This is a genomic window from Pseudomonas sp. H1_G08, assembly GCF_054681355.1.
Genome location: NZ_CP162822.1, coordinates 2,438,088 through 2,458,646 on the forward strand (window position 1 = coordinate 2,438,088; position 20,559 = coordinate 2,458,646).

The window sequence follows — 20,559 nt, forward strand, 5'->3', positions numbered from 1 at the left end:
GAAGAGCGACACGGCGGCGGAAAAATTCAATCGAGGTAAAAAAGCCTCGGACGGATGGAACGGCCGGGGCTGGCAGTGTCAGGGATTTTTACAGCGGGTCAGGCTTGCCCTTTCGCCTGCTGTTCCAGATGCACCTGCAAGTCGGGATCGATGTTCAAGGCGGCGGCCAGCTCATCGAGATAGCTGCGTTCGGCGTCCTGTTGATCGTCTACCAGCATGACGCTGGCCAGGTACATTTCGGCGGCTACGGCCGGATCGCCGTTAGCGGATTGCGCCACTTCGCGGGCATCCAGCGGCTTGGCGACTTCGGCGTCGAACCATTGCTGCAACTGCGGGTCGGCGGTGTGTTTGCCGATTTCGCTGCTGATGAGATGCTTTTCTGCGTCGTCGATGCGGCCGTCAGCCTTGGCGGCGGCGATAAGGGCGCGCAGTACCGCGTGGCTGTGGGTTTCGATTTGCGGGCCGGCGAGCAGGTCGGCGGTTTGTGGCAGCTCCTGCGGCGCGGTGCTGGCCTGGCTGCGTTGCCAGGCTTGATACGCTTGGTAAGCCATCATGCCCAGCGATGCGAGCGCCGCGTAACTGGTCCCGCCGGTACGGCTTCTGCTACCGCCACCGAGGGCGCTTCCCAAGCCACCGCCGCCGAGCAAGCCACCGAGCAAACCACCCAGGCCGCCGAGGCCACCCGAAGCAGCCGCGCCACCCGCTCCGGACTGACTGCCGCCGCCCAACAGTCCACCAAGTAAACCGCCCAGGCCGTCAACGGCCGAAGCTCCGCGTTGTTGTCCCGCCGAGGCCTGGCCTCGCAGCAGTTGTTCAAGCAAATCGCTGGTGTTCATGACGTTATCCTCCGAGGCCACGGCCCGATCGCGTCAGGCAACGATAGACCGACGCAGCCATAGCGCCAGCACCGTTGGGCTGACGCCCGATCACCATCGAATCGCCACGCGAGAAAATTTTCGCCAGCCAGCTAAGATTCAGGGGTGGTGAACCTTATCCCGGCTAAACCGGTCGATAGCTGCAACCCGACCCGGTTTGCCGACGCCCTTTCTGATGATGGGCGATAACCGGCTTGCTTCACTTTCTGGAGAACACCCCCGTGATATCCACCGTACACATCGCCAGGCTGAAAGCATGGGGCGCCCATGGTTTTACCGCGACCGGCGTGGTCACCGCCTTCCTCGCCACACTCGCCCTGCTGGAAAACCAGCCGATCCATTGCCTGATGTGGCTGGGCGTTGCGCTGATCGTCGACGGCCTGGACGGCGCACTGGCGCGCAAGGTCAATGTGCAATCGGTGCTGCCGAGTTTCGACGGTTCGATCCTCGATCTGGTCATCGATTACCTGACTTATGTATTCATCCCGGCACTGTTTATCTACCGCTACATTCCCCTGCCCGATTACACCCTGTTGCTGACGGTGTCGGTGATTCTGGTGTCGTCGCTGTTCTGCTTCTGCAACGTCAACATGAAGAGCAAGGACAACTATTTTGTCGGCTTCCCGGCGGCCTGGAACGTGGTAGCGCTGTGCCTGTACATCATTGGCCCGGGGCCGTGGATTACCTTTCTCACCGTGATCGGGCTGGCGCTGCTGACGGTGACGCGGATGAAGTTCCTGCACCCGTTTCGCGTGCGTCGTTTCATGCCAATCAATATTGCGGTGACGGCGATCTGGCTGTTGTGCAGCCTGTCACTGGTGCTCAATCACCCGGTGATCAACCCGCTGGTGATGGGCTTGTGGTTGCTGATGTCGGCTTATTTCCTGGGGATCTGCATCTGGCGCACGGCGCTGGAGTGGTTTGATCGCGGCCATTTGAAATAAGCACATTCCCTGTGGGAGCGAGCCTGCTCGCGAATGCGGTCGTTCCATCAACATCAAGGTTGGCTGGCACACCGCTTTCGCGAGCAGGCTCGCTCCCACAGAGATCTTCATCGATCAGGAGATCCGATGGGGACTAGCGCTTGGTAATCACCACCTCCAGATACTCACTCGGCACCACCAGCGACGCCTCCCCCGCCCGATTCGAGCGATTGAGCAACTCGGTCAGATCATCCTCCAACGCCTGTCCGGCCTCCGCCGACAACACTGCAAAAGCCTTGTGCACCGGCCCATACCAGTGCCGAAAGATATCAATGAAATGCGCCGCCGAGCGGTAGCGGAAATTGAAATGGCTGCGGGTCACGCGCACGACAAAATCGCGGTCATCGAAATGCTTGTGCAGCCACGCATCCGAGCCCCAGTTCGATGGAGGCTGTGCAACCGCTGGCGGTGGCAGATGCTGGCCGAGAGTCTTGAACATCTGGCCGACGAAGCCCTCCGGCGTCCAGTTCGCCATACCGATCCGTCCGCCGCGACGACAGACCCGCCCCAGTTCAGCAGCGGCGGTGACCTGGTCAGGCGCGAACATCACGCCGAACGTCGACAACACGGCGTCGTAGCTTTCATCGGGAAAAGGCAAAGCCTCGGCATCGGCCACCTGAAAAATCACCTCCAGATGTTCGGCCCGGGCGCGATCCTGACCACGCTCCAGCAGTGCCGCCACATAATCGGTCGAGGTCACCACACAACCGCGCCGCGCCGCTGCCAGGGTTGCATTGCCGTTGCCGGCAGCGACATCCAACACCTGTTCATCACAGCGCAGATCGCAAGCCTCGGCGAGGTTTTCCCCAACGATTTGCAAGGTGGTGCCGATCACGGCGTAGTCGCCACTGGCCCAAGCGACTTTCTGACGTTCCTTCAGGGCAGTGAGATCAAGCGGGGTACTCATGACAGCGAGCTCCGTGGCAGAGAGAATGCACAGTCGGCGGCGCAGACTGTGCTTGGTTACTATCGCGCCGAGGCTGCACGGCGTCCCTGTCAATCGTCCGCCAGCCCCATAAACCCGGCACTTTGCCGATGAGTGGCGCAAATCTGTCAAGCACCTGATACACCTTGCGCATTGTCAGCGTCGCGGGATTGGTTTCTGATGCGGGCTCGCCCACGCAAAGGACTCGACCGATGTCACTGCACCTCGACTGGCTCGCCGCGCACATGCAACACAGCGATCGCTACGCGGCGTGGATTCACCAACAATTCCACTACGAATACGCCGACCAGCCCCTGGCTCAATGGCAGCGCGAATTTGCCGAGGGCCAAAGCAATGGCGAATGGTCGTGCCTGATTGCCATGGACGGTGAACGCCTGCTCGGTGGTGCCGCACTGGCCCGCAACGACTTGACCGATCGCGCCGATCTCGGCCCATGGCTCGCCTGCGTATTCGTTGACCCCGAGGCGCGCGGGCGAGGCTTGGCGGAGCAGCTGATTGAAGGGATTTGCGAGGCAGCAAAGCAGCGTGGGGTGTCGCGGTTGTACTTGCACACGCAAGACAAACACGACTACTACGGTAAACGCGGCTGGCAGCTATTGGAGGGTTTCCAGGCGTGGGAAAAACAACAATGGCTCATGGTCCGCGACCTGTGAGCCATTGGTTTTTTTGATCAGGCTGCCGGAGCTTTCGCCTCTTCCAGCAACTGCTTGATCATCTGCTCCTGCTCCGCATAGCGACCTTCGCCAAAGTGGCTGTAACGCATCTGGCCCTTGGCGTCGATCAGGTAATGCGCCGGCCAGTACTGATTGTCGAAGTTGCGCCAGATTGCGTAGTCGTTGTCGATCGCCACCGGGTAGGTGATACCGAGTTTTTTCACCTGATCCTTGACGTTGTTGATGATGCGCTCGTAGCCATACTCGGGTGTGTGCACGCCGATCACCACCAAGCCGTCCTTCTCGTATTTCTTCGCCCAGTCTTTGACGTACGGCAGGGTGTGCTGGCAGTTGATGCAGTCGTAGGTCCAGAAGTCCACCAGCACCACTTTGCCGCGCAGGGATTCGGCGCTGAGCTGCGGTGAATTGAGCCACTGCACAGCGCCCGACAGCGACGGCATCGCGCCCCGCGCCTCGTCCATCATCGAATCGGCGCGGACCTTGCTGACAAAGTAGTCGACCACTTTCGGCACGTTTTCCAGGACGTTTTTCTCGACGCTGGCCACGCCTTCGGAAGAGGTATTGGCGAGCAGAGCCTTGTCGGCGCCCGTGGAAATCACCGCAACTGTAGCAAGCACCGCAACCCCGGCACCACGACGCAACCAGCCGCTGAACGGGATCGACGGTTTCAGCCGATTGACCAGACCGCGCCCGGCGAAGATCAACGTGCCCAGCGACAAGGCACTGCCGACGCCGTAAGCCAGCAGCAACAGGCTGGTCTGGGCATTGGCGCCTTGCAACATTGCGCCGGTCAGAATCACCCCAAGGATCGGCCCGGCACAGGGCGCCCACAACAGGCCGGTGGCGACGCCGAGCATGATCGAACCCATCGGTCCGGCTCTTTTACGGGTGTCCTGATCGAGACGATTGCCCAGGGCGACGAAGGGCCTGGTCAGCCAGTCACCGACGCGGGCCGAGATCAGCGACAAGGCGAACAGCGCCATGACCAACAAGGCAACGTGGCGGCCGGTGTTGCTGGCCTGAATCACCCACTCGCTGCTGACCACGGCAAGGCTGGAGATCAGCGCAAAGGTCAGCGCCATGCCAGCGAGAGTCAGGAGGATCGAGGAGCGGGTACGGTTGGCGCCAGCGAACAGAAACGGCACCACCGGCAGGATGCACGGACTGAGAACGGTCAGCAGACCGCCGAGAAATGCGATGAGGTACATAACGGGGTCACCTTGAATGTGGGGGGCTGGGCACGCAACCGGGCAGCGAGGGAAACGCCCCTCGCTAGCCTGCTTTATCTACGCCGTGGCTCATGCGGTCTGGCCGTCCAGCAGCTGCCCTTGAGGCGTGCGACTGGCACCGTTTTCCGCGACCAGTTGGCCTTGCGGCGTGCGGCTGGAACCATCAGCAGCAACCATCTGGCCTTGCGGTGTACGGCTGGAACCATCAGCGGCGATCAGTGCATCGCTGCCCTCCTTCGCGACCGTGGTCAGCTGGAAGCAGGTGCTGCTGGCGCAGCTGCTCTGCTCCAAGGCACTGTTGGCGTGGGCGGCGGCACCGGTGAAGGCGAAGGCTGCTGCGGTCAAAAAGCGCGAGACGTTGTTCATGGCAAAACTCCTTGCAGAAAAAGTAGGGATGACTCAGTTCTGGTTGTTGCAGCCGTCAGCGAATTTGCTGTAATCCAGCTCGCGGGTTTTGCCGGCGGAATCGAGGTAGGTCATGCGCGCCTCGGTGATGCCGCAGGTCACGGAAGTGTCTTCAGTCATCGACAGCACTTTCTGGATATCCAGATGGGTGCCGTAGGTGTAGGTTTGCCGGCTGACGTCAGCTTCGGCGTGGGCCGACAGGGTGCAGATGTTCAGAGCGGCGAACAGGCAGGCGGCGAATACGGATTTATTGTTCATGGTGTAGTCCTCAAGGCTTCAGTGGGTTTGAGCCGAGGCGGTCTGTGTGTGCCTCGATGGAGCCTATTTGAGGCCTTCGAGGTATCGCGTCTGTGTCAGGAAAGGACGAGAATCACTCGTTGTGTATCCATGCAGTGTGTAGATACAGAGCGATACAAAACCCCGAAAAAATCGTGATTTTGCGTCGGTGTGTATCCGCCGCTGCGGCAGATACACTGCAATACAAAGGCAGGCAGGCGTGCGGTCTACGGCGCTATAGACTGCACGGCATTCCCCCTTTGACAGAGGCTTGAACCGATGGAACATGTCGATCACATTCTCATCGTCGACGACGACCGCGAGATCCGTGAACTGGTAGGCAACTACCTGAAGAAGAACGGCCTGCGCACGACAGTGGTCGCCGATGGCCGACAGATGCGCAGCTTTCTTGATGCCAACACTGTCGACCTGATCGTGCTCGACATCATGATGCCCGGCGACGATGGCCTGCAGTTGTGCCGCGAATTGCGTGTAGGCAAACACAAGGCCACGCCGGTGCTGATGCTCACCGCGCGCAACGATGAGACCGACCGCATCATCGGTCTGGAAATGGGCGCCGACGATTACCTGAGCAAACCTTTCGCCGCCCGCGAGCTGCTGGCGCGGATCAACGCCGTGTTGCGCCGCACGCGCATGTTGCCGCCGAACCTGGTGGTCACCGAAGCCGGTCGCCTGCTGGCCTTCGGTCGTTGGCAGCTGGACACCTCGGCCCGGCACCTGCTCGACAGCGACGGCACCATGGTTGCCCTCAGCGGTGCCGAATACCGCTTGCTGCGGGTGTTCCTCGACCACCCGCAACGGGTGCTCAGCCGCGATCAACTGCTCAACCTGACCCAGGGCCGCGAGGCCGATCTGTTCGACCGTTCCATTGATCTGCTGGTCAGTCGCCTGCGTCAACGCCTGCTGGACGATGCTCGCGAGCCGGCTTATATCAAGACCGTGCGCAGTGAAGGTTATGTGTTCTCGCTGCCGGTCGAACTGCTTGGGGCTTCGGCATGAAACTCAAGCTGCAATGGCCGCGCACTCTCGCCTCGCGCCTGTCGCTGATTTTCCTGATCGGACTGATTCTGGCGCAGGGCCTGTCGTTCGGCGCGCAGTATTACGAGCGTTACCAGAGCGCGAAAAGCACCATGCTCGGCAACCTCGAAACCGACGTCTCGACTTCGATGGCGATCCTCGATCGCCTGCCCGCCGCCGAACGCGAGGCCTGGCTGCCGCGACTGGCCCGGCGCAATTACGGCTACCTGCTCAACGAGGGCGAACCGGGCATGCCGGTGACCTCGGCTGAAAAGTCCGTCGCGATCGCCTCGATTACGGCGGCCATCGGCGACACTTATCCCATCGTGTTTACCGAAGTTCCCGGCGGTCCGAGACAACACTTCCAGGGCCACCTGCGCCTGAGCGACGGCAGCCCGGTGACCATCGATATCCGTCCGGCGATGGTGCCGCTGTCACCGTGGTTGCCGGTGGTGCTGCTGGGCCAACTGGCATTGCTGATCCTCTGCACCTGGCTCGCCGTGCGCATCGCCATTCGCCCCCTCACCCGCCTCGCCAATGCGGTGGAAACCCTCGACCCCAACGCCCATCCGATCAAACTCGACGAGCAAGGGCCGACCGAAGTGGTCCACGCCGCGCGGGCGTTCAACGCCATGCAAACGCGCATCGCCGCCTACCTGAAAGAACGCATGCAACTGCTCGCGGCGATTTCCCACGACCTGCAAACGCCGATCACCCGGATGAAATTGCGCGCAGAGTTCATGGACGACTCGGTCGAAAAAGACAAACTGAGCAGCGATCTCGGCGAAATCGAGCATCTGGTGCGCGAAGGCGTGGCCTACGCCCGCAGCGTTCACGGCGCCACCGAAGAGAGCCGGCGTACTGATCTCGACTCGTTCCTCGACAGCCTGGTCTTCGACTATCAGGACATGGGCAAGGACGTGCAGCTCGGCGGCAAGAGCAAGGCGGTAATCGAAACCCGCCCGCAGGCCCTGCGCCGGGTCCTGGTGAACCTGACCGACAACGCCCTGAAATTCGCCGGCGCCGCGCAATTGCAGGTCGAAGCGCAGGGCAACAGCCTGTCGGTGAAAGTCCTCGATCGCGGCCCGGGCATCGCCGAGGCCGAACTGGCGCAAGTAATGGAACCGTTCTATCGCGTGGAAAATTCGCGCAACCGCGACACCGGCGGCACCGGTCTCGGGCTGGCGATCGCCCAGCAATTGGCGATGGCGCTGGGAGGCTCGCTGCTGTTGAGCAATCGTGAAGGTGGCGGGTTGTGCGCTGAACTGAAGTTGCCGCTGCCACGCTGAGAAAAACACCGGCTAGACTCATTCATTACCCAGTCGAGGGGGCCGCAGGACGTCTGCTGTGCCCTGCCCCAATCCGTGACCACCGCCCGGTGGCGCCTGCCTCGACATTCAACGCCGCCGGACGGTGATCCTGTTTCAGGAGCACACGTGATGAATGAGGCGAAGCTCAACGAATTCATGGGCAAACTGGTCAACGACATGGGCGGCGCGGCGATGCTGGCCAATGTCATCGTCGGCGAAGAACTCGGCCTGTACCGGGCAATGGCCGACAGCCAACCGATCAGCCCCGAAGCCCTAGCTGCGGAAACCACCTGCAATCCGCGCCTGGTACGCGAATGGCTCAGCGCCCATGCCGCGTCCGGTTACATGGAACACTCTGACGGTCAGTTTCGTTTGCCCGAAGAGCAGGCCTTGGCGCTGGCGGTGGAGGAATCCCCCGTGTACGTCGCCGGCGGTCTCGGCGTGGTGGCGTCGTTTTTCCATGACAAGGACAAACTGGTCAAGGCCATGCGCGGCAATGGCGCCTTGTCTTGGGGCGATCACCATCCTTGCATGTTCAGCGGCACTGAACGCTTCTTCCGCCCCGGGTACAAAGGTCACCTGATTGCCGAATGGCTTCCGGCCCTGGACGGTGTGGTGGCCAAACTCGAACGCGGCGCCAAGGTTGCCGACATCGGCTGCGGTCACGGCGCCTCGACGGTGATCATGGCCCAGGCGTTTCCCAAATCGCAATTTGTCGGCTTCGACTTCCACGCGCCGTCAGTCACCGTGGCCACGCAACGGGCCGAAGAAGGCGGCGTGGGCAATCGCGCCAGATTCTTCGAGGGCACGGCGAAAAACTATCCCGGCGGCGACTACGATCTGATCTGCTTTTTCGACTGCCTGCACGACATGGGCGACCCGGTCGGCGCCGCTCGCCACGCTTATGAGTCGCTGAAAGACGATGGCACGGTGTTGCTGGTCGAACCGTTCGCCAACGACAAACTGGACGATAATCTCAACGCGGTCGGGCGCCTGTTCTACGCCGCCTCGACGTTTATCTGCACGCCCAATTCGCTGTCCCAGGAAGTCGGCCTGGGGCTCGGTGCGCAGGCTGGGGAAATGCGCCTGCGCAAAGTTTTTGTCGAGGCCGGGTTCAAGCAGTTCCGTCGCGCCACGCAGACACCGTTCAACCTGATACTGGAGGCGCGCAAGTAACCCGAGCGGATCGCATGCTAACCTGCGGGCACTGCCCATTCTGGAGTGCTGAGCATGCTCGATAGCCCGATCCGCGAACATCTCGATACGCTGTTGCAGGCCATGGCCGACGATAAATTCCTGATATTGACCGGCGCCGGCATCAGCACGCCGTCGGGCATTCCGGACTATCGCGACAGTGACGGCGTGCGTCGCGGGCGGCAGCCGATGATGTATCAGGAATTTCTCGCCGCCCCAGAATCACGCCGGCGCTACTGGGCGCGGGCCATGCTCGGCTGGCCGCGCGTCCGTCAGGCCCGACCGAACGCGGCGCATGAGGCGCTGGCGACGTTGCAGCAGCGCGGCCGGATCAGCGATTTGATCACGCAGAATGTCGATACCTTGCACGATCAGGCCGGCAGCCAGGATGTGATCGAGCTGCATGGCAGTCTGCATCGGGTGCTGTGCCTGGATTGCGGGCAACGCAGCGAGCGCGATGCGATCCAGCAGCAGATGGAGGCACAGAATCCCTACCTGAGTGGTGTTGATGCGGTGCAGGCGCCGGATGGCGATACCTTGCTCGACCCGGCATTTGAAGCGCGCTTCCGGGTACCGCAGTGCCCGCATTGCGCGGGTGAGCGGATGAAACCCGATGTGGTGTTCTTCGGCGAGAACGTGGCGCCGACGACAGCGGCACGCGCGCTGGCCGCCGCCGAGAATGCGGCGGGGTTGCTGGTGGTGGGATCGTCGCTGATGGCGTATTCGGCGTTTCGCTTGTGTCGGGTGATTGCCGAGCATGGCAAGCCGTTGATGGCGATCAATCTGGGCAAGACCCGGGCGGATGATCTGCTCGATTTGAAGATTGAAGGCTCGTGTGAGGAGCTTTTGCCGTGGTTGGTGGAGGAGCTGGGGCGGTGAGATTTTGAGTAATGGGTTCGGCTTGAAATCGGCCCCTCACCCTAGCCCTCTCCCGAGGGAGAGGGGACTGACCGAGGTGTTTGTACGGGATTCGTCGACCCGAAATCACTCATCGAACTCAGATCTTTGACTGCCGTGCTGGTGCCGGACTCAATGCGCCCGATCCAGCCCCGCCAGCAATGCGCTGTCGTGGCTGTAGATATCCGGCGCATAACGCACCTGGCCGCTGCTGTCGACTTGCGCCGTCCAGTAAGTCATCAGGATCGGCACTGGCGCCGACAGGCGAAATTCATGGGTGCTACCGCTTGCCAGCAAAGTCTCGGTGCGAGCTTTTTCCGCCGGGGACAGCAGCAGATCGCGCAGTTGCAGCGGGTGCTCGACGCGCACGCAACCGGAGCTGAACGCCCGTGGGCCTTTTTCAAACAGCGCCTTGCTCGGCGTGTCGTGCAGGTACACCGAGAACGGGTTGGGGAAACGGATGACCATTTGCCCCAGCGGATTGCGCGGGCCGGCGTCCTGGCGCAGGAGGATGTTGCCGGGGTTGTCCCAGTCGATATCCGCCGCCGCCAGAGGCTGGCCGTTGGCGTCGAGCACTTGCAGATTCTGGCGGCTGAGGAAGGTCTGGTCCTTGCGGATTTCCGGCAGCTTGTCTTCCTTCCAGATGGTCGGCGGCACCGTCCAGGTCGGGTTCAGCGTCAGGCGGGTGACGCGGGATTTGAGCAGCGGTGTCTGTCGTTCGGCGCGGCCGACCTGGGTGCGGGTCTGCCACACCGGTTGACCGCCCTGATACAGCGTCAGCTCAGCGGCCGCGACATTGACCACCAGACCACTGGGCTCCATGTCCTGGGCCATCCAGCGGAAACGTTCGAGATTGACGCGCAGCTGATCGCGGCGGGTCAGCGGGCTGATGTTCAGCTCGGCAATGGTGCCCGGCCCGACCACGCCGTCAGCCTGCAACGAATGGCTGGCCTGAAAGTGCTTCACTGCCTCCACCAGCACGTCATCGTAGGCGTTGTCCGGCGGCACCAGTGCGTGTGGCAGATAGCCTTCGCTGTACAGACGACGGGCCAGTTCCGGCACGCGCGGGTCTTCCATCGCCGGGCGCAGCAACGGGCCGCTGCCGACCGGCTGCCATTGCGGCAAGGCTTGCAAGCGTTGCGCGGCATACAGCTGACGCAGGCTCTGATATTGCGGCAGATGCGGACGCGCCAGGTTGAACGCCGCAGCAATATCGTTCATGCCCGGCACGGCAATGCTGAGCAATTGCGCCTGACGATCGGTCGGCGGGCCGTCGACACGCCACAGCGGTTCGAAATGCGACTGCAACAGACGGCCGTAATGCAGATCCTGCAAGGCCTGCAGATAGTTGCGGCTGATGTCGATGTCGGCACACAACTCGCCATCCTGCGGCGGTGTCGTCGCGACCGCATAGCGATTCGGATTTAGCCCGTCGTCGGCCAGCAGCTGCAATTGCGCGCGCAATGCCGGCAAGCGTGCGGACTCACTTGCCCACACCGGCATCCAGTCCTGCTGCTCATAAAACGCCTGCAACTGGCTCAGCGCCGGGCCATTGAGCCGCGGTGCAATGGCCGGGCACGACTGCGCCAGGCTGATCAAAACTGCCTGCAACGGGCTGCGCGGCTCGACCGGCAATTGCGTTTCAGGCGTCGGCAGGGTTTCGAGCGGGGGCAGCGGCTCATCGGCGCAAGCGACAAACGGCGCAGCGAGCAAACAAATGCTCAAGTAGCATGCGTACTTTTTGAACAACTGCTTTACTCCAATCCATGGCCGTCCAGATGACGGTCAACCTTACATCAGGTGCGCTGAACAGTCAGGCTCGAACCGCGAGCCTGCGGGTATTGACTGGGAGTCAGGAGCCAAAGTGCCGTTTATGTAGCAAGTTGAGGACACTTTATAAAATGTTGACGTTTTTGCGCCGACTTCTGTTGAGCACCGCGACCCTTGTCGCTGTGACCAGCCCAGTATTTGCCGCCGGCAAGCCATCGCCGGTTCTCTACAACAGCCTCGCCCACGCCGCGCCGGAACTCAATCCCCAAGCGCTCAAAGGTGCATTGAACGCCATGCAATGCGCGGTCAACAACGGCGCGAAACCCTCGCGACATCTGGCGATCATCGATTATTCGCAACCGTCCACCGAACGCCGCCTGTGGATCTTCGACCTGAGCAAAAAGAAGCTGGTGCTGCGTGATCTGGTTGCCCACGGTTCCAACTCCGGGGAAAACTTCGCCACGCAGTTTTCCAATCGCGAAGGCAGTTATCAGTCCAGCCTCGGCCTGTTCCGCACTCAGGAAAGCTACGAAGGTACTCACGGCTACTCGCTGCGCATGGACGGTCTGGAGCCCGGTTTCAATGATCTGGCCCGTGATCGCGCGATCGTGATTCATGCTGCCAGTTACGTGAACCCGCTGTGGAGCAAGCGTCAGGGGCGTATCGGCCGCAGTCAGGGTTGCCCCGCCGTGCGGCCGCAGATCGCCAAACAGGTGATCGATCGCCTGAAGAACGGCCAGTTCATGTTTTCCTGGTATCCGGATCAACGCTGGTTGCAGAAGTCACCGTATCTGAACTGCCAGCCGCAACAGGTGGCGAGCATTCTCAACACCCACGCCAGTTAACGCGCGTCGCCGCCGGCGGGTTTGTAGAAGAGGAACCTGCCGGTCTGCGCCGTGTTGCGATAGGCCTTGGCCCAACTCGGGTGCACGCCGCGATCATGAAAATACAGGGCACCGCGCGTGCGGTCCTTGAGCTGACGGTTCAACGCCTTGCCGGCGATTTCCTTGGCCAGCGCGTATTCGGCGTCTTCCTTGACCTGATCGGGCCTGCCATCGCACCACCAGGAAAACTGGCAATTGCCGCTTTCCGAACCTTGCTTGACCACCGCGCATACCGTGTCGGGAAAGCCGTCATGGCCGAGGCGATTCATCACCACACTGGCGACGGCTTCCATTTCCGGGGTGTCCTTGCCCTTGGCTTCCCAGTAAATGCTGCGCGCCAGACAGGTCAGCGGATCGTCCAGCGGCGCGGCACCGGCCGGGTCTACCGCCTGAGCTTCGGTCGGGGTGATCGCCTCGGATTTCGGCGCCGGAGCAGCGCTGACTTTATCCGCCGCTTTCTCCTCCAGCACCTCGGCTTTCTGTTCGGCCTTGGCCTCGATCGGCGCCTGCGCCCCGGCCCATGCCGCGCCGGTCAAAAAGATCCACAACAAACCGCCCGCCAAGCATTTCGATCCCATGTCGATTCTTCCGTCAGCGCCCGCCCGGGGCAAGATGTTACGTCGGTGAGACGCCCGGTTTGCGGGGTCTTCGCAGAGTGTAGCGAGCAAATGCGCGGCCACACCAGCGCAGAAAAAATCCGCCGCAAAGAAAAACACATTCACTCACCGGGGGCCTTTCGCGCATCATGGGCGCATTCAGCTCAAGGGGGATTTCCATGCGCTTCATGCCGTCCGTTTTGCGTAGTGCCGCATTGTCGCTGGGCGTGGTGTTCGCCACCTCGGCGCTGGCCGCCGATGAACTGCAATTGATCGAGTCGATCAACAGCTATCGCAGCCAGCCCCAGCGTTGCGGCACGCAGGCGTCAAACGAGTTGCCACCGCTGTCGGCCGATCCACGGCTGCGCCTGCCGGCCAGTGGCGCGGTCGATCTGCAGCAGGCCATGACCAGCGCCCACTACCCGATGGTCAACGTGCAGGCGATTACCCTCAACGGCCCGCGCGATGCGGCGTCAGCAATGAAGGCGATTCAGGAAAGCTTCTGTCAGGTGGTGCTTGATCCGCAGTTTGTCGATATCGGTGTCAACCGCGTTGACCGCGACTGGCGCATCGTTCTCGCGCGGCCGCTGCTGACAGCGAAGCTCGGCGATGCACAAAGCGAAGGGCAAAAGCTGCTGGCGCAACTCAATACCGCGCGCAGCCAGGCGCGCCAGTGCGGCGGCCAGTCCTTCGCGGCGGCAGCACCGCTGGCGTGGAACGCCACGCTGGGCACGGTCGCTCAGGACCACAGCCGCGACATGGCCAACAACAATTACCTCGACCACAAGGACCGCGACGGCCGCACGCCGGGCGACCGCGCCGAACTGTCCGGTTACAGCGGACAACTGGTCGGTGAAAACATCGCCGCCGGGCAAGACACCGTCGGCAAGGTCGTTGACGGCTGGCTCGCCAGCCCAGGCCATTGCGCCAATCTGATGAATCCGCAATATCAGGAACTGGGCGCCGCTTACGCGACCGATCCGAAAAGCAACGCCGGCATTTACTGGACGGCAATGTTTGGCGCACCGTAAGGCATCATCGACGCCGTCAATCACTCGGTCAGCCAGAGTGATTGGACGGCGTGGCGAGCGCAGCCTACCCTGCGCGATCTGCGCCCGCTGACGGCGCTCCACATCCACGAGGCGAGCCCATGACACAGCGTGAATTGATCGATGGTCACAACCGCCGCGTGGATTATCTGCGTCTGTCGGTGACCGACCGCTGCGATTTTCGCTGCGTCTATTGCATGGCCGAGGACATGCAGTTCCTGCCGCGCCAGCAGATCCTCACCCTCGAAGAGCTGTTCCAGGTGGCGCAAAGTTTCGTCGCCCTCGGCACGCGCAAGATCCGCCTCACGGGTGGCGAGCCGCTGATCCGCCCCGGCGTCGTGCAACTCTGCGAACAGATCGCCGCCCTGCCCGGCCTGCGCGAGCTGTGCCTGACCACCAACGGCTCGCAATTGGGCCGACTGGCCAGGCCGCTGTTCGACGCCGGGGTCAAGCGCCTCAACATCAGCCTCGACAGCCTCGATCCGCAGCGCTTCAAAGAGCTGACCCGTACCGGCGATCTGGCGCAGGTCATCGACGGCATCGATGCCGCCCGTGCCGCCGGTTTCACCCGCACCAAACTCAATTGCGTGGTGATGCAGGGCCGCAACGATCACGAGATCAACGATCTGGTCAGTTTCGCCATCGAGCGTGATCTGGATATTTCCTTCATCGAAGAGATGCCGCTGGGCGCGATCGCCGAACACAGCCGCGCCGAGTCCTTCTACTCCAGCGCGCAAGTGCGCGAACGCATTGCCGAACGCTTCACCCTGATCGACTCGACCGAATCGACGCAAGGGCCGTCGCGCTACTGGCGCGTGGCCGAGGCGCCGAACATTCGCCTGGGCTTCATTTCGCCGCACAGCCACAACTTCTGCGGTACCTGCAACCGCGTGCGCCTGACCGTCGAAGGTCGCTTGCTGCTGTGTCTGGGCAACGAGCATTCGATGGACCTCAAAGCCGTCTTGCGCGCCCATCCCGGCCACCCGGAACGCCTGGAAAACGCGATCATCGAGGCGATGAAACTCAAGCCGTATCGACACAATTTCGAAGTCAACGACGACGTACAAGTGGTGCGTTTCATGAACATGACCGGCGGTTGAAACGCCGCGCAACCGGGACCGCGAGATGATCGTCAGACCGAGACCCAATCAGTTCGCCGTGCTGTTCACCCTCCGAGGCTCGATCGCCAAACGCATCGCCGTGCGCACCTTGATGCTGACACTGCTGGCGGCGGCGATTGTGCTGATCGAACTACTGGTGCCGAGCTACTTCGCCCAGATCAATTCGACACCGTTCACCCTGCTCGGCCTGTCGCTGTCGATTTTCCTGAGCTTTCGCAACAACGCTTGTTACGACCGATGGTACGAGGGGCGCAAGGCCTGGGGCGAGGTGCTGTTGCGGGTGCGCGCGGTGATGCGCGAAACCCAAGGCATCGATGACACGCGCCTGCGTGGACAACTGTTGCGCAACCTGTGCGGTTTCGCCCACGCGCTGAATGCAAGGCTGCGTGGAGACAGCGAGGAGCAGGCCAGTGCCGACTGGGTCAGCCCACCGATCGATGGGGCTGCGCCGGATCACTGCGGACAGATCCTTCATCAGCTCGGGCGCCAGTGCTCAGCGCTGGAAACGGCCGGTGTGCTGTCGCCATGGCGTTATCAATTGCTGGCCAATCACCTGACCTGTCTGAGCCAGGCCCAGGCCGTGTGCGACCGGATCAAGAACACGCCACTGCCCTTCCCTTACACCCTGCTGCTGCACCGCACCATCTACCTGTTTTGCTTGCTGCTGCCCTTCGCCATGGCGCAATCGCTGGGATGGTTGACGCCGCTGTTCACGGCAATTGTCAGCTACACCTTTTTCGGCTTTGACGCGATTGCCGATGAACTCGAAGATCCGTTCGGGCGCGATGAAAACGATCTGCCGACCGATGCACTGGTGCGCACCCTGGAGCGCGATGTGTTGTACGAACTGGGCGTCTCGCCATTGCCCCCCGCGCCGGAGCCGGACGACTACGTGCTGCGCTGAATGGCTCAGCGGCAAACAACGAGATGGCCCGGCGCGTCCGCTCGGGACCGAGGTGCGGCCATTCGCGAGCAGGCTCGCTCCCACAGTTGAAATGCATTCTCCTGTGGGAGCGAGCCTGCTCGCGAAAAAGGCAACTCGGTCAATCAGACCAAACGCCGGAAAGCCCCACCGACGAATCTTCCGTTTACACGCGCGTAAATTCCCCCTTACTATCCGGGCACACCGGTCGCCGGGCCTGCCCAGCCGCCGACGCTTTCCGCCAACGGAAACACGCGTTATGAGTACGTCACCACAACAACCCCAAAGGTTGCACGTCTCTGCTGTACGCGCCCTCTGCAACAGGGGCCGCGTATGAACCGCATCGTCAATCTGCCCATGGCCCTGCGCCGCTCCAAGCTGCGTCACTCCGCACGCCCGCCGGATATCGCCGCTCCCGTCTGATCGCGTGAGCTGAAACCGCGACAGTCAATTTCCCGATTTTCCTGATATCCCTGCCGGGACACTTACGCCTTTTTGTCGCGTCGTGTCCGGCCGAATCTGCGCGCCTGTGCGGCGCCATCGTGAGTGATTTGCCATGAAATTCGCAGCCATCGAAGACGCACGCCTGTTCCTCGAACAGAACCCCGATATCGACATGATCGAATTGTTCATCCTCGACGCCAACGGCGTGCCGCGCGGCAAGCTGTTGCATCGCGAAGAACTGCTCGCCGTGTACGAAAGCGGCCGACCGCTACCGAGCACCATCCTTGGCCTGACCGTACAAGGCGAGGACGTCGAGAACTCCGGACTGGTCTGGGATGTGGGCGACATCGACTGCCGCGCCTATCCGCTGCAAGGCAGTCTGGTGCGCCTGCCGTGGCGACAGATTCCGACCGCCGCCGTACAGGTCAGCATGCACCCGAGCGAGGGCCTGCCGGCGAGCATCGCTGACCCTCGGCACCTGCTGATCAAGGTGATCGACGGACTGAAGGCCGAGGGTTTCCACCCGATCATGGCCTGCGAGCTGGAGTTCTATCTGCTCGATGCCAAACGCGACCACAACGGCCGCCCGCAACCGGCGCTGGACGCCGACGGCGGGCGACCGCGACACACGCAAGTCTACGGTTTGCGCGAGCTGGAACAGATCGAGCCGTTCCTCGCCGACCTCTACAGCGCGTGCAAACTGCACGGCATTCCGGCGCGCACGGCGATCTCCGAATACGCGCCGGGTCAGGTCGAAATCACCCTCGAACATGGCGACGCACTGGAGGCGATGGATCAGGCGGTACGCTACAAACGTCTGGTCAAAGGCGTAGCGCACAAGCACGGCATGCAGGCGACGTTCATGGCCAAGCCGTTCGATGATCTGGCCGGCACCGGCATGCACATGCACGTCAGCCTCGCCGATGCCGAGGGGCGTAATCTGTTCGCCTCTGAAGACCCGGCCGGCACGCCGCTGTTGCGCACGGCGATCGGCGGCATGCTCGCCTCGCTGCTTGATTCGCTGCTGCTGTTCTGCCCCAACGCCAACTCTTACCGGCGTTTCCAGGCCAACAGCTATGCGCCACTGGCGCCGACCTGGGGCGTCGACAACCGCACGGTCAGCCTGCGCGTACCCGGTGGCCCGGCCCCTACGCGACACATCGAACACCGCATCTGCGGCGCCGACGCCAACCCGTATCTGGCAGCGGCGGCGATCCTCGCCGGCATTCATCGTGGCATTCGTGAAGAGCTGGATCCGGGGGCACCGGTCGAGGGCAATGGTTATGCCCAGGCGAAAGAACTGCTGCCGACCGATTGGCTGACGTCGTTGCAGGCGCTGGAAAATTCCACGTGGGCACGAGAGGCATTGGGGCAGGAATTTCTTGGTGTGTATCTGGCGGTGAAGCGTGCCGAGTATCGGCAGTTCATGGCTGAAGTGGGTGAGCAGGATTGGCGGTGGTACCTGACCGAAGCCTGATTCCTTACCACCAAACCCTGTGGGAGCTGGCTTGCCAGCGATGAGGCCGGCACATTCACCATCGACGGTGACTGACAGTTCGCTATCGCTGGCAAGCCAGCTCCCACAGGAATTGCACTTCGATTTCAAAATTTGTGTGGACCCTGACATGACCATTCGCTGCAATTCCTACTACACCGCCACCCTCAACCACGACACCGATTACCCGACCCTGCAAGGCCGGCACAAAGTCGATGTGGTGATCATCGGCGGCGGTTTCACTGGCGTCGCCACTGCCGTCGAGCTGGCGGAAAAAGGCCTGAAAGTCGCCATCGTCGAAAGCCACAAGATCGGCTGGGGCGCCACCGGGCGCAATGGCGGGCAAGTCACCGGCAGCCTGTCCGGCGACGGTGCGATGCGCAAACAGATGCGCGCGAAACTGGGCGATGACGTGGACGATTTCATCTGGCACCTGCGCTGGCGCGGGCATGAAATCATCCGCGAGCGCGTCGAGAAATATGCGATCCAGTGCGACCTCAAACACGGCCATTTGCACGCGGCGTACAAGCCGAGCCACATGGTCGATCTGCGCAAGGATTACGACGAAGCCGTGCGCCGAGGTCTGGGCGATGAGGTGAGCCTGCTCGACCGCAGCCAGGTTCGCGACCTGCTGCAAAGCGAGCTCTACCACGGCGCAATCAAGAACACCCGCAACATGCATCTGCACCCGCTTAACCTGTGCATTGGCGAAGCACGCGCAGCCGAAAGCCTGGGCGCGCTGATCTTCGAAAACAGTGAAGTGCTGGAGATCATTCACGGCGACACACCTGGCGTGCGCACCGCTCACGGTCAGATCGACGCCAATCAGGTGATGCTCGCCGGTGACGTCTATCACAAGCTCGAACCGGGCCAGCTCAAGGGCAAGATCTTCCCGGCCATGGGCGGCATCGTCACCACTGCGCCGCTCGGTGATCTGGCGCAACAGATCAACCCCGAAGACCTCGCCGTGTACGACTGCCGCTTCGTCCTCGATTACTACCGGCTCACCGCCGACGGCCGTTTGCTGTTCGGCGGCGGCGCCAACTACAGCGGCAAGGATTCGCGCGACATCGCTGCGGAACTGCGCCCGTGTATCGAACGCACGTTCCCGGCGCTAAAAGGTGTGGCGATTGATTACCAGTGGAGCTGCGCGATGGGCATCGTCATCAACCGCATCCCGCAACTGGGCAAGCTCTCTGACAACGTCTGGTATTGCCAGGGCTACTCGGGACACGGCATCGCCACCACGCACATCATGGGCGAGATCATGAGCCGGGCGATCACCGGGCAGATGGAACAGTTCGACACCTTCGCCGCGTGCCAGCACATCCGCGTGCCAATGGGCGACCTGCTAGGCAATCCGTTGCTGGCGGCGGGGATGTGGTATTACCAGATGCTCGAGCGGTTGCGCTGAATTCACTGGCCCTATCGCGAGCAGGCTCGCTCCCACATTGGATTTGTGCACGACACAACACCCTGTGGGAGCGAGCCTGCTCGCGAAGAGGCCCTCAAACCCCACACAAAATTCAATCCGGCAACTGCTCCACCACAATCCCCAACCGCCGATAATCCTCGACATTCCCCGACCCGGGATGCCGCTCGGTAATCAACCTATGCAGGCGCGTGCACGGCGCGACCACAAACGGCTCCACCGCACCCAGCTTGTCTGCCGTAGTCACTGCAATCACCCGCGCTGCACTGTCTAGCATCGCCTGTTTGATCGGCACTTCATCGAAATGCAGCGAGGTAATCCCGACCTCGGGATGAATCGCACACACCCCGGTAATCGCCAGATCCGCCTTGATTCCGGCCAACAGTCGCAGCGCTTCCTGACCACTGGCCGACATCGAATGCGGATTCAATTCACCACCCGCCAGAATCACTTTCACACCTTTATATTCGGACAAGGCAATCGCCGTCAGTGGGGAAGCGGTCACGGCGGTGATGCGGATGTTGGCGGGTAGCGCGCGCGCCACCTGCAAGGTGGTCGAGCCGGAATCGAACAGCACAATCTGCCCGTCCTCGATGTGCTGCGCCGCCAATTGCGCCAGGCGCACCTTGACCTCGTCGGTCTCATCCAGACGCGTGAAGTAATCCTTGCCCGAGTCCTTCGGTCGCGGCAACGCCCCGCCATGCACGCGCTGCACCAGCCCGGCGTTGTCCAGTTCGGCAAGGTCGCGGCGGATAGTATCTTCGGACACCGCGAAATGCTGGCTCAGCTCGGAAGCCATGACCTTGCCGTCACGTTCGAGAAGCAAAAGGATTTTCTGCCGACGCAGGGACGGCAATTCAGCGATGGAGTGATCGTGCATGGTTGTGCCTGTTTGTGCTTGTAGTTGCAGGTTTCAGCGACACTAGCGAAAGTCTCGGGCAAATACAAACGCAGCGGCTATCAATGCTTTCGATCATTGGAATCAACACGGCGAATTTTTTCTTTGCGTTGCGCCTGTT

The 20,559-nt window shown here is 61.9% G+C and carries 20 protein-coding genes; 12 read left to right on the plus strand and 8 right to left on the minus strand.

Translation table 11 applies throughout. The annotated features are described in order from the left end of the window. Positions 1 to 98: 98 nt before the first annotated feature. Entirely contained in the window at positions 99 to 836 is a 738-nt protein-coding gene (locus tag AB4N85_RS10985; protein WP_252867813.1) for a tellurite resistance TerB family protein, read from the minus strand. A 260-nt stretch (positions 837 to 1,096) separates the two neighbouring features. Here AB4N85_RS10985 and pcsA point away from each other — a divergent pair, with 260 nt between their 5' ends. Beyond that, entirely contained in the window at positions 1,097 to 1,819 is a 723-nt protein-coding gene (gene pcsA / locus AB4N85_RS10990; RefSeq protein ID WP_039762346.1) for a phosphatidylcholine synthase, read from the plus strand. A gap of 133 nt (positions 1,820 to 1,952) precedes the next feature. On the opposite strand, the gene AB4N85_RS10995 is transcribed toward pcsA, so the two are convergent. Continuing rightward, positions 1,953 to 2,765 carry a class I SAM-dependent methyltransferase gene (locus tag AB4N85_RS10995; RefSeq protein WP_252867814.1) on the minus strand — a complete coding sequence of 271 codons (813 nt, stop codon included), beginning with the start codon at positions 2,763 to 2,765 and terminating at the stop codon, positions 1,953 to 1,955. Positions 2,766 to 2,995: 230 nt separating this feature from the next. Between AB4N85_RS10995 and AB4N85_RS11000 the strand changes: the two genes are divergently transcribed. Then, positions 2,996 to 3,457: a GNAT family N-acetyltransferase gene (locus AB4N85_RS11000; RefSeq protein WP_150741077.1), complete on the plus strand. Its 462-nt coding sequence runs from the start codon at positions 2,996 to 2,998 to the stop codon at positions 3,455 to 3,457. Positions 3,458 to 3,474: 17 nt separating this feature from the next. Here AB4N85_RS11000 and AB4N85_RS11005 read toward each other — a convergent pair whose 3' ends face one another. From AB4N85_RS11005 to AB4N85_RS11015, 3 genes are all read right to left on the minus strand, one after another. Beyond that, complete coding sequence (locus AB4N85_RS11005) at positions 3,475 to 4,686, minus strand: cytochrome c biogenesis protein DipZ (protein WP_258706861.1); 1,212 nt, start codon at positions 4,684 to 4,686, stop codon at positions 3,475 to 3,477. A 90-nt stretch (positions 4,687 to 4,776) separates the two neighbouring features. Beyond that, a complete protein-coding gene (locus tag AB4N85_RS11010; protein ID WP_252867816.1) occupies positions 4,777 to 5,073 on the minus strand; it encodes a hypothetical protein in 297 nt (98 codons plus the stop codon). A gap of 33 nt (positions 5,074 to 5,106) precedes the next feature. Further along, positions 5,107 to 5,370 (minus strand): DUF2790 domain-containing protein, encoded by a 264-nt coding sequence (locus AB4N85_RS11015; protein ID WP_016775158.1) that lies wholly within the window; start codon positions 5,368 to 5,370, stop codon positions 5,107 to 5,109. A gap of 297 nt (positions 5,371 to 5,667) precedes the next feature. Here AB4N85_RS11015 and AB4N85_RS11020 point away from each other — a divergent pair, with 297 nt between their 5' ends. From AB4N85_RS11020 to AB4N85_RS11035, 4 genes are all read left to right on the plus strand, one after another. Continuing rightward, a complete protein-coding gene (locus tag AB4N85_RS11020; RefSeq protein ID WP_024013314.1) occupies positions 5,668 to 6,408 on the plus strand; it encodes a response regulator in 741 nt (246 codons plus the stop codon). Then, positions 6,405 to 7,715 carry an ATP-binding protein gene (locus AB4N85_RS11025; RefSeq protein WP_056789126.1) on the plus strand — a complete coding sequence of 437 codons (1,311 nt, stop codon included), beginning with the start codon at positions 6,405 to 6,407 and terminating at the stop codon, positions 7,713 to 7,715. Before AB4N85_RS11020 ends, AB4N85_RS11025 begins: the two co-directional genes overlap by 4 nt. A gap of 150 nt (positions 7,716 to 7,865) precedes the next feature. Further along, the gene (locus tag AB4N85_RS11030; protein WP_460068038.1) at positions 7,866 to 8,912 is read left to right on the plus strand and encodes a class I SAM-dependent methyltransferase; all 1,047 of its coding nucleotides are present in this window, start codon (positions 7,866 to 7,868) and stop codon (positions 8,910 to 8,912) included. Positions 8,913 to 8,966: 54 nt separating this feature from the next. Next, positions 8,967 to 9,809, plus strand: a complete 843-nt coding sequence (locus tag AB4N85_RS11035; RefSeq protein WP_150741081.1) for an NAD-dependent protein deacetylase — start codon at positions 8,967 to 8,969, stop codon at positions 9,807 to 9,809. 150 nt (positions 9,810 to 9,959) lie between these two features. Here the strand turns inward: AB4N85_RS11035 and AB4N85_RS11040 are convergent, their stop codons facing one another. Then, complete coding sequence (locus tag AB4N85_RS11040) at positions 9,960 to 11,576, minus strand: L,D-transpeptidase family protein (RefSeq protein WP_252867817.1); 1,617 nt, start codon at positions 11,574 to 11,576, stop codon at positions 9,960 to 9,962. A 152-nt stretch (positions 11,577 to 11,728) separates the two neighbouring features. Here AB4N85_RS11040 and AB4N85_RS11045 point away from each other — a divergent pair, with 152 nt between their 5' ends. Next, on the plus strand, positions 11,729 to 12,442 hold the full coding sequence (locus AB4N85_RS11045) for a murein L,D-transpeptidase catalytic domain family protein (protein ID WP_016775166.1): 714 nt from the start codon (positions 11,729 to 11,731) through the stop codon (positions 12,440 to 12,442). Here AB4N85_RS11045 and AB4N85_RS11050 read toward each other — a convergent pair. After that, on the minus strand, positions 12,439 to 13,059 hold the full coding sequence (locus AB4N85_RS11050; RefSeq protein WP_150741083.1) for a cell wall hydrolase: 621 nt from the start codon (positions 13,057 to 13,059) through the stop codon (positions 12,439 to 12,441). The genes AB4N85_RS11045 and AB4N85_RS11050 overlap by 4 nt on opposite strands. Positions 13,060 to 13,256: 197 nt before the next feature. Here AB4N85_RS11050 and AB4N85_RS11055 point away from each other — a divergent pair, with 197 nt between their 5' ends. The 5 genes from AB4N85_RS11055 to AB4N85_RS11075 all read left to right on the plus strand — a co-directional run bounded on the left by AB4N85_RS11055 (position 13,257) and on the right by AB4N85_RS11075 (position 19,522). Beyond that, complete coding sequence (locus AB4N85_RS11055; protein ID WP_016775168.1) at positions 13,257 to 14,108, plus strand: CAP domain-containing protein; 852 nt, start codon at positions 13,257 to 13,259, stop codon at positions 14,106 to 14,108. Positions 14,109 to 14,227: 119 nt separating this feature from the next. Beyond that, entirely contained in the window at positions 14,228 to 15,226 is a 999-nt protein-coding gene (moaA, locus tag AB4N85_RS11060; RefSeq protein WP_041480911.1) for a GTP 3',8-cyclase MoaA, read from the plus strand. Positions 15,227 to 15,251: 25 nt separating this feature from the next. After that, positions 15,252 to 16,151, plus strand: coding sequence for a bestrophin family protein (locus AB4N85_RS11065; RefSeq protein WP_252867818.1), 900 nt, complete (start codon positions 15,252 to 15,254; stop codon positions 16,149 to 16,151). A gap of 574 nt (positions 16,152 to 16,725) precedes the next feature. Next, positions 16,726 to 18,090 (plus strand): glutamine synthetase family protein, encoded by a 1,365-nt coding sequence (locus AB4N85_RS11070; protein ID WP_252867819.1) that lies wholly within the window; start codon positions 16,726 to 16,728, stop codon positions 18,088 to 18,090. Between the two features lie 148 nt (positions 18,091 to 18,238). Continuing rightward, positions 18,239 to 19,522: an NAD(P)/FAD-dependent oxidoreductase gene (locus AB4N85_RS11075; protein WP_122881426.1), complete on the plus strand. Its 1,284-nt coding sequence runs from the start codon at positions 18,239 to 18,241 to the stop codon at positions 19,520 to 19,522. A gap of 112 nt (positions 19,523 to 19,634) precedes the next feature. Here the strand turns inward: AB4N85_RS11075 and AB4N85_RS11080 are convergent, their stop codons facing one another. Then, positions 19,635 to 20,420: a DeoR/GlpR family DNA-binding transcription regulator gene (locus tag AB4N85_RS11080; protein ID WP_252867820.1), complete on the minus strand. Its 786-nt coding sequence runs from the start codon at positions 20,418 to 20,420 to the stop codon at positions 19,635 to 19,637. Positions 20,421 to 20,559 lie beyond the last annotated feature (139 nt).

Excerpts from the sequence above, each read along its gene's own strand:
- AB4N85_RS10985 (WP_252867813.1), bottom strand. The coding sequence starts at position 836 with ATGAACACCAGCGATTTGCTTGAACAACTGCTGCGAGGCCAGGCCTCG.
- AB4N85_RS10995 (WP_252867814.1), bottom strand. The coding sequence starts at position 2,765 with ATGAGTACCCCGCTTGATCTCACTGCCCTGAAGGAACGTCAGAAAGTC.
- AB4N85_RS11000 (WP_150741077.1), top strand. The coding sequence starts at position 2,996 with ATGTCACTGCACCTCGACTGGCTCGCCGCGCACATGCAACACAGCGAT.
- AB4N85_RS11005 (WP_258706861.1), bottom strand. The coding sequence starts at position 4,686 with ATGTACCTCATCGCATTTCTCGGCGGTCTGCTGACCGTTCTCAGTCCG.
- AB4N85_RS11010 (WP_252867816.1), bottom strand. The coding sequence starts at position 5,073 with ATGAACAACGTCTCGCGCTTTTTGACCGCAGCAGCCTTCGCCTTCACC.
- AB4N85_RS11015 (WP_016775158.1), bottom strand. The coding sequence starts at position 5,370 with ATGAACAATAAATCCGTATTCGCCGCCTGCCTGTTCGCCGCTCTGAAC.
- AB4N85_RS11020 (WP_024013314.1), top strand. The coding sequence starts at position 5,668 with ATGGAACATGTCGATCACATTCTCATCGTCGACGACGACCGCGAGATC.
- AB4N85_RS11025 (WP_056789126.1), top strand. The coding sequence starts at position 6,405 with ATGAAACTCAAGCTGCAATGGCCGCGCACTCTCGCCTCGCGCCTGTCG.
- AB4N85_RS11030 (WP_460068038.1), top strand. The coding sequence starts at position 7,866 with ATGAATGAGGCGAAGCTCAACGAATTCATGGGCAAACTGGTCAACGAC.
- AB4N85_RS11035 (WP_150741081.1), top strand. The coding sequence starts at position 8,967 with ATGCTCGATAGCCCGATCCGCGAACATCTCGATACGCTGTTGCAGGCC.
- AB4N85_RS11045 (WP_016775166.1), top strand. The coding sequence starts at position 11,729 with ATGTTGACGTTTTTGCGCCGACTTCTGTTGAGCACCGCGACCCTTGTC.
- AB4N85_RS11050 (WP_150741083.1), bottom strand. The coding sequence starts at position 13,059 with ATGGGATCGAAATGCTTGGCGGGCGGTTTGTTGTGGATCTTTTTGACC.
- AB4N85_RS11055 (WP_016775168.1), top strand. The coding sequence starts at position 13,257 with ATGCGCTTCATGCCGTCCGTTTTGCGTAGTGCCGCATTGTCGCTGGGC.
- moaA (WP_041480911.1), top strand. The coding sequence starts at position 14,228 with ATGACACAGCGTGAATTGATCGATGGTCACAACCGCCGCGTGGATTAT.
- AB4N85_RS11065 (WP_252867818.1), top strand. The coding sequence starts at position 15,252 with ATGATCGTCAGACCGAGACCCAATCAGTTCGCCGTGCTGTTCACCCTC.
- AB4N85_RS11070 (WP_252867819.1), top strand. The coding sequence starts at position 16,726 with ATGAAATTCGCAGCCATCGAAGACGCACGCCTGTTCCTCGAACAGAAC.
- AB4N85_RS11075 (WP_122881426.1), top strand. The coding sequence starts at position 18,239 with ATGACCATTCGCTGCAATTCCTACTACACCGCCACCCTCAACCACGAC.
- AB4N85_RS11080 (WP_252867820.1), bottom strand. The coding sequence starts at position 20,420 with ATGCACGATCACTCCATCGCTGAATTGCCGTCCCTGCGTCGGCAGAAA.